Source organism: candidate division WOR-3 bacterium (assembly GCA_039801365.1).
In the GTDB taxonomy this organism is placed as follows: Bacteria; Hydrothermota; Tepidihabitantia; order Tepidihabitantales; family Tepidihabitantaceae; genus JBDRUN01.
The window spans coordinates 1-7,308 of record JBDRUN010000103.1; the positions used below are offsets into that span (position 1 = coordinate 1).

4 protein-coding genes and 1 tRNA gene are annotated in these 7,308 nt (G+C 56.9%); 3 read left to right on the plus strand and 2 right to left on the minus strand.

Features of this window, described 5'->3' with window-relative positions; genetic code table 11:
- Nucleotides 1-195: 195 nt before the first annotated feature.
- Nucleotides 196-1,575 carry a metallopeptidase TldD-related protein gene (locus ABIL25_10185; GenBank protein MEO0082635.1) on the minus strand — a complete coding sequence of 460 codons (1,380 nt, stop codon included), beginning with the start codon at nucleotides 1,573-1,575 and terminating at the stop codon, nucleotides 196-198.
- A 3-nt stretch (nucleotides 1,576-1,578) separates the two neighbouring features.
- The gene (locus ABIL25_10190) at nucleotides 1,579-3,063 is read right to left on the minus strand and encodes a TldD/PmbA family protein (protein MEO0082636.1); all 1,485 of its coding nucleotides are present in this window, start codon (nucleotides 3,061-3,063) and stop codon (nucleotides 1,579-1,581) included.
- 963 nt (nucleotides 3,064-4,026) lie between these two features.
- Between ABIL25_10190 and ABIL25_10195 the strand changes: the two genes are divergently transcribed.
- The 3 genes from ABIL25_10195 to ABIL25_10205 form a co-directional block, all read left to right on the plus strand.
- On the plus strand, nucleotides 4,027-5,226 hold the full coding sequence (locus ABIL25_10195; protein MEO0082637.1) for a hypothetical protein: 1,200 nt from the start codon (nucleotides 4,027-4,029) through the stop codon (nucleotides 5,224-5,226).
- A gap of 79 nt (nucleotides 5,227-5,305) precedes the next feature.
- Nucleotides 5,306-5,387 (plus strand) — tRNA-Leu (locus ABIL25_10200).
- Between the two features lie 1,046 nt (nucleotides 5,388-6,433).
- On the plus strand, nucleotides 6,434-7,308 hold an 875-nt coding region (locus ABIL25_10205; protein MEO0082638.1), incomplete at its 3' end, for a threonine--tRNA ligase.

Consider the following 7,308-nt stretch of genomic DNA (forward strand, 5'->3'; position numbering starts at 1 on the left):
GGAGGCTAACTCAACGTCACGCCAAAGCAGCGCAAGCACTCCATCGCATCACAACCGCTGTGCCGAACGCCTTCGACCGCAGACTTCAGCTTCTACATCGGGATTTGGGTAGGTTTGCGGGAGAGTGAACAATTAACCCGACGCTGGTATCGGCGGGAGGAGTCTGGTCAGCGTCGGCCGCCCGAGGCAATCCGGCTAGAAACTGTCTGCAGCATCAGAGATACGCACCCCGTCGCAGATAAGGTACTCGGGCACGCTGATGGCCTGGGGCTCGCGCCTACCGTAAGTGCTGGAGGTGTTCACCGGTACCGAACGGGAAGAAATCGCAACAACGTGGTTGAATACCGATGGGATGGTATCGGTTATCCGGGACGAGAACAGCGGCCGGGTGAACTCGCTCTTCTCAAGCCTCATAGCATTGAAACGGGATGAACCGGTAAACATGCCTTGGGTCGGATCTGGCATATGGATGTAGTGCAGGTGTGGTATGTACAAAGCATCTCTGGCTAGTTTCATGCCGGCCTCAAGCCCGGCCGGTCCCGAACCGGTCTCAAGCACGAAATCCTGGTTGTTGATGTCACAGCCGGTACGCCGCTTTCCATACTTCGCCGCGGTGGCAGCGTCGTACATGACCCCACTGAAAACACCGTGCTCGACCATGGTGAAGCGACGCCGGCGTACACCAGTTAGATCAAATGGCATACCGAACACATCCGGGTGCGTCGGATCGTCAGCAATCGTCACGGTCTCAGCGAACAGCCTGTCACCAGGCCTGAACGCGCCGGTAAAAGCCCGCTTCTCCTCGTACCAGCGTCCGAGGAATCCTGACCAGACCGCAAGCGATACCAGCTCGCCGATGGCCTGAGGCCCGAAAAGCACCCGCTGCCTCCCAACACTGGGCGCAAAGCCCGGATTGTTCTCATAGACCGGCAGCAGCTCGGTAAACTCCCTTACGATGTCGGCGGCGTTCTCAGTACCTGCCGTCTTGGCGGTGCGCTCAACCTGAAGCTCCCATTTCCGGTCCCAGTCTTTGAGCACGAGTACCAGCCTGGAATCGGTCAGTCGACGGTATGCCTCTTTGTCATTCGCTGTGGTCGTATAGTAGATCTCGGTAGAGCCTGAAGACCAGGATCCAGAAAAGTCGTATCGGCCGCGAGGTTTCAGGCTGTTCACGACCTCGGTACATAGCCTGGCCTTGGCATCGGGCGTCAGGCTCTCCAAGAATGGGTCGTAGCCCGATGAGTCATCAATCGCTTCTTCCACCGCGCCGAAGATGGGAGCGTAGTCCTTTTCTAGGGCTGAACGGCAGTTATCCTGAGCCCGGCTCAATACCCGCTTAAGCTGAGCGAGCGAGGTAATGTCGGCCAGGATGCCGAATGCTCCCACCCTTCGATCCTCCTGAACCTGAATGTCAAGCCGGGTCAGTTCCTCGTAGGTCGAGAGCGCAACCGCGGAGTTCCCCAGGCGGATAAGACTTGACTTCTCACGGTGGAACGAAAACTCAGCCGCGATGCCCTGCCTGCGGGCATAGTCGCGGCACGCCAGCAAAAGCTCACGGATTCGCTGTTCGAGCATAATCTACTCCTTCTCACCGGTCTGGACATTGGCAAAGCGCATCACCGGAATACCGTGGCCTAGCTCCATTATCTGATTGGGCTCGCCCTTGCCACAGTTCGGGACCTGCTGCAATTTCCAAGTGGAAAGGTTGCCAACCATGTCAAGCGATCGCCAAAACTCAAGCGTGTGGCCCTGGTAGGTCGGGTTCTTGTACACCTTGGTGAGCGTACCTTCTTTGACCTCCCAAGCGATTTCGGTCGCAAAGTGGAAATGTTCGCGGTTCGAGCCAATCGACCACGACACCGGCACGTCGAGGATTACGCCATTCTCAGTCCGGGAAACAATGTCCTCGAGCGTACCATCTTCACCTGGATCGATGTTGATATTGGTCATCCGGTCAATGGGACTTCGGTAGAACGACGTGGCTCTGGCCGCGGTACCTGACTCCGGGACTACGGTACGGCCGGCCTTGGCATTGGCCTCGGCCATGTCAGCCCGGCATGAGAGCACATTTACCAACATTCCCTTCTCAATCAGCAAGTAGTCTCGCTGGGGCGAGCCTTCATCATCATACCCAAAGGTCCCCGGCGAGTTTGGCACAACTCCGGCCCGACAATTAAGTTTTTCCGAACCATAACGCAGTCGGCCAATATGCTCCAGCCGCACGTGCGAGCCGCCGGCAAAAGAGAGTTCGTACCCGAGTATGCGGTCGAGTTCAAGCGCGTGACCGATGGTCTCGTGCACCTGTAGGAATCCCTGACCGGGTAAAAGGATTACGTCGCGCCGTGCTGGAGGCAGTGGGTCTGCGGCCACAATCTCGCCAAGTTCTTTTTTCAGGCGTTCAGCATGCCCAGCAAAGCAATCTGCGTCAAGCAACCACTCATAGCCCCTAGTACCGCTACCGTCGCCGGCAAGCTCGAAGCTGCGTCGCTGGGTGCGTCCTTCCTTGTCCCGAGCCATAACCGTCATAGTGGCAAAAGTATTCAGAACCCACTTATCTACCTCGGTACCTTCGCTGTTCCAGTACAGCACCTTGCCGCGCTGGAAGTCGAGCAAAATGCTACGGTGGGTTACGGTCTTGTGCCTGAGCCGGTCATCGAGAGTCCTGAGAAACTCAAGCTTCTCAGACAGAGGAACATCAAACGGGTCGCGTCTGACCGGAGGTCGGTAACTTCCCTTGACCGGTTTGGCAACACCCATAGTTTTGGGAAACCCGGGCAGGATCGCGGCAGCTTTAGCATTGGCGAACGCACGATCAAAGCAGTCAGGAATACGCCCTAGGTCGGCAGTTGCGGCGAATCCCCATGCACCGTTCGCAAGCACTCTAATTCCAATGCCCCGCTCATAACTACCGGTATTTGCTTCAAGATTACCGTCATAGAGCACGATGTGCTCGGACGAATCTTCTTCATAGTATCGGGCGTCAGCGAAACTGCAGCCCGCAGCCGTCATCCGCTCAAGCTCTGCCCGCACGATGTCAACAATCTTGCTGGTGTCCTGGTCCACATTGACTCCTTATTTGCCTAGTAACGTACAGGAAGCAGAAGATTATGTCTATCCTGACACCTAATGCAAGTCTGGCGCACGGCTCTAGGATCAGGAGCCGAACTCCGGGATCTCAGACACGCACTACGCAGCATGAGGAACACACCAGCCTACAGGTCGAACTTTGGCGCGTCGCCAAACACAATGCTGAACGCCCATGAGTGGCGGCTCCATGCTCTTCAGGAGCCGCGCTTGGGAACACGAACAACTGTGGCTCCATCCCCTGAATGGCCTCCTGGTCATCCCCCGGATGGGAAAGGTCTCTTTCCCGCAGAGTAGACAACCGAACAACAATTGCTTCGGCTGGGGGTACCGCGTGCCCTTTACTTTGCTGCTCCAATCACAGGCACAGTCACATGTTCTGCAGCGACCTCGATCACGCAAAGAGAAACACAGAGCCGAACCGACGTTCATCCCGCAAGGATCACACAGCTGGCGGCCTAAGTCTCACCGCTCCGCTGTTCCCTATTCGAACCGAAGCCCGGCCGGCTTCGCGATGCGGCTTTTCTGGTGTGCCCGAAACGGCCACATCAATCACTGACCCTGCTACCACACATACCGGCTAACCAAGAGAAGAACTCCAGTTCGCGAAGAAAGCACTGTGACCCAAATCGCGGGTCTTGACCCAAAGGGTCAGGCCGGCAATCGCGCCCCTTTGAGTGGTAATCGCGACGTCAGTTCGCTGTTCGCTTTACCCCAGCCGAGTTCAGTCAAGACTTGATCGTTCGGTCTGGGATCATCGTCAGCCCTGCCTCAAGTTCGGACGTGACACCAACCAGTCCGTACCAAGCATGACCGCCCACCGGTGCGCTTGCTTTCAAGCGCCCTCCTACTATTTACTAGGCAGGGTAGCGCCGACTACATTCCTGATAAAGCCATGCTGATACTTGCAAAACCGCACACCTGGCCTAGAATCAATACGGTATGAAGTGCCTCACGGCACTAGTTGCCCTCGCCAGTGCTGCCTTAGCCCAGACAGACTCAGTAATCTGGCAGAGCCGACCCCGGCCTTCGCTGGCTGTTCACCGTACAGCCGGCTGCTGTGCAGGAACCTACTTCTACTTGATGGGCGGGTTCAGTGACGGCGGAGCCGGAACCGACCAGGTATTCCGCTATGACAATAACCTCGGCGTCTGGACTCCAAGGGCACGCATGCCGTTCCCAACGAGCAATCACTGTGCGGTGTATTTCCAGCCCGAGAATCGTGTCTACGTGTTCGGCGGCGAGCTGGAGATTCCTTACGACTACGTCCAAATCTACGATGTCGGTCGCGACTCTTGGTCTTACCGCTTCATGCCGCATGCCGACTACGGTATGTCGGCCGCAGTCCTCGACGACTCCATCTATGTCGCATTCGGTGCTGAACACCCTGGTCTGTTCTTCCGCTATCACCCTAACACCGACGACTGGGCTCCCCGTGCCCGGTCCCCGGATTCGGCACACAACGGCGCAATGTGTAGTCTTGACGGCAAGATCTACTACGCCGGAGGCTGGGACAGCCTGAAAGTCTTCCGCCGTTATGACCCGGGCAACAATGTCTGGACCCGCCTTCCTGATCTGCCTCAGGGTCGACATGGACTCGGCCTGATTGCGCTTGCCGGACACATCTATATGGTTGGCGGCGGCCAGCGCTGGAACACCGGGGCGGACTGCCGAGACGTTTATGTATTTGACCCGGATTCGAACTGTTGGCACTACGACTCCCGCACTCACGACCTTCACATTGCGGGCGCCTACGGCACTTACACTTACTCGCCCAACGCATACCTGTTCGCAGTCTGCGGTTATAGCACGAACGCCTGCGAAGTCGGACACCGGCTCGTAGCCGGCATCGGGTCAGGTTCATCCGACCACCTCCGACCACGTGCGTTGAACACCTATCCAAATCCCTTCCGCATGCAAACCACAATCAGCCTGCAACCGGGGATTAGTACGTCTCGTGAACTGCGTATCTACTCCGCTGCCGGCCGCATGGTCAACTCCTTCCTCTTTCCCGGCTTACCGGGTTCCTCATTCCCCCCTCTTGTGTGGTCTGGCTGTGACTCTACCGGCTTTTCCCTCCCTGCTGGCACATACATTCTTACCTATGGCCGCGAACGGCTGACTGTCTGTAGGCTGGATTGACTCTTCATGTTGGCTGTCTATAATGCTACACGGTCCGTCTCTAGGCTGCGATCGGATAGGACCGACAAGTTCCTCCCCTGCCGGGGTGGTGGAAATGGCAGACACGCTTGGTTGAGGGCCAAGTGCCTAGCGGCATGCAGGTTCAAATCCTGTCCCCGGCACTCTGTACTGTCCCCCAAAGCAGCGTTTTCTGGGCTGCGTCAAAGCCGGGGCCTAGGTCAGAACTCAGACCACGGCTAGATATCATACCCCCTGCCGCTCACCAAACAGGAGGAACACGCATCAATCTCTCCGCACGGGCGCAAAACCAGCCGAGAACCGTGGCAGGACAGAGCAACACCGACGCTAGAACTAAGAAAAGAGCCAATGAGATTCATTGACCATATGCCACTGTCCGACCCGAACGATGGGTTAAACTGACCGCCACCGGCAACTTGAAGCGGGCCTGGGTGGCTGAGATGCTCCAGAAGATGGAATGGCCGCGTGAATATATGAAAGAGGTTCAGGGGAGTACCGTTCAAGGTGATTGATGAACACAACGTCCAACCGCTCCACATCATCGGTCTGGTATGCGAATACGGTAAACTTGTCCGCCGCTACCGCAACCGGCTGCTCGTGTGCCGTTGAGCTCTGACGCGGTACAACGAAGCACGGGCTGGGATTCTCTACGGCACCTGTTCCTCTCATTCTTCGGCCGTTTCAACCTCGATTACCTCTGGTATGAGTCTGAAGCACCGCTTCTACAGGACTGTCTCGCAGTTACGCTCTGACGGCTTCAGTCTGTTGTCCAGAACTGGACACCGGCAACCGTGCTGCCCGAGGGAATATTCCTCACCGAGGTCCGCGAACAATTGAAGTCTCCCCGGCATACGCACCGCCCGATCAGGAGGCGTACTTGCTGCTGCGCCGCTTACTTGAACCGTTCGAATGGTTCGGGCTATTGAAAAACGACGGCTCGGATTAGGACTGGTTCGGCCCTGGAGTAAGCACCAAGTTTCGCAAGACACCGCTGTTCGACCGATTCCTCTCCTTCTCCTGGACTCCGTAACTCTTCCGCCCCTCATTCCTGTCAAGACTTCCAGGGCTGGCCCGTGCGGTTGCGGTTCATCACCGCTCCAATGCTTCGTTCTCCCTGTGCCCTGTTCTGCTTGGCATGAAGTCGGCCTGGTTCTGTTGACAGCAGCGCTGGTGTCAGTAGGATTTCGACGTGATTCGAGTTGTTGTCAACGGCAAGGAACGCCAGGTAGAGCCAGGCCTGACCGCAGAGACACTACTCGCCGACCCGACAGCAGTTGCGGCAAAGGTCAACGGCAGGCTTGTTGACCTTTCCGCACAAATCCGTGAAGATGCAGTGGTCGAGCCGGTCCGGTTCGATTCAGAAGAGGGCCGGGAAGTTTACTGGCACTCGGCTTCGCACTTGATGGCCCAGGCAGTGAAGCAGCTTTACCCGACGGCCAAGGTGACAATCGGACCGGCAGTTGCTGAAGGATTCTACTACGACTTCGATGTGGAAAGGCCGTTCACCGAAGAAGACCTGCCCGGGATTGAGGCCAGGATGCGCGAGCTTGCGCAAAGAAAGATACCAGTCGTGCATCGCTGGCTTGGCCGGGAAGAAGCAAAGAAACTGTTCTCAGATCGGGGTGAAACCTACAAACTGGAAATAATCGCGAGTATCCCGGGTGAGAAAATATCAGTTTACGAGCAGGGCGAGTTCGTCGATGTTTGCCGAGGTCCACACGTGCCTGATACCGGCCGTATCAAGGCAGTGAAGCTCCTCTCTGTTGCCGGGGCCTACTGGCATGGTGACGAGAAGAACCGGATGCTCTCACGAATATACGGCATCGCATTCCCTTCAGACCAAGAGCTAGAGACATACCTTGCTAAGCTAGAACAGGCTAAGGCCCGAGACCACCGTAAGCTCGGGCCCGCCTTGGATCTTTTCAGCTTCCATGAGGAAGCAGGTCCAGGGCTTGTATTCTGGCATCCTAAGGGCACGACCGTACGCCGACTGATGCAGGAATACTGGGAACAGGAACACTTGGCGGCAGGATATCAACTGGTCGTAACCCCGCACATCGCCCA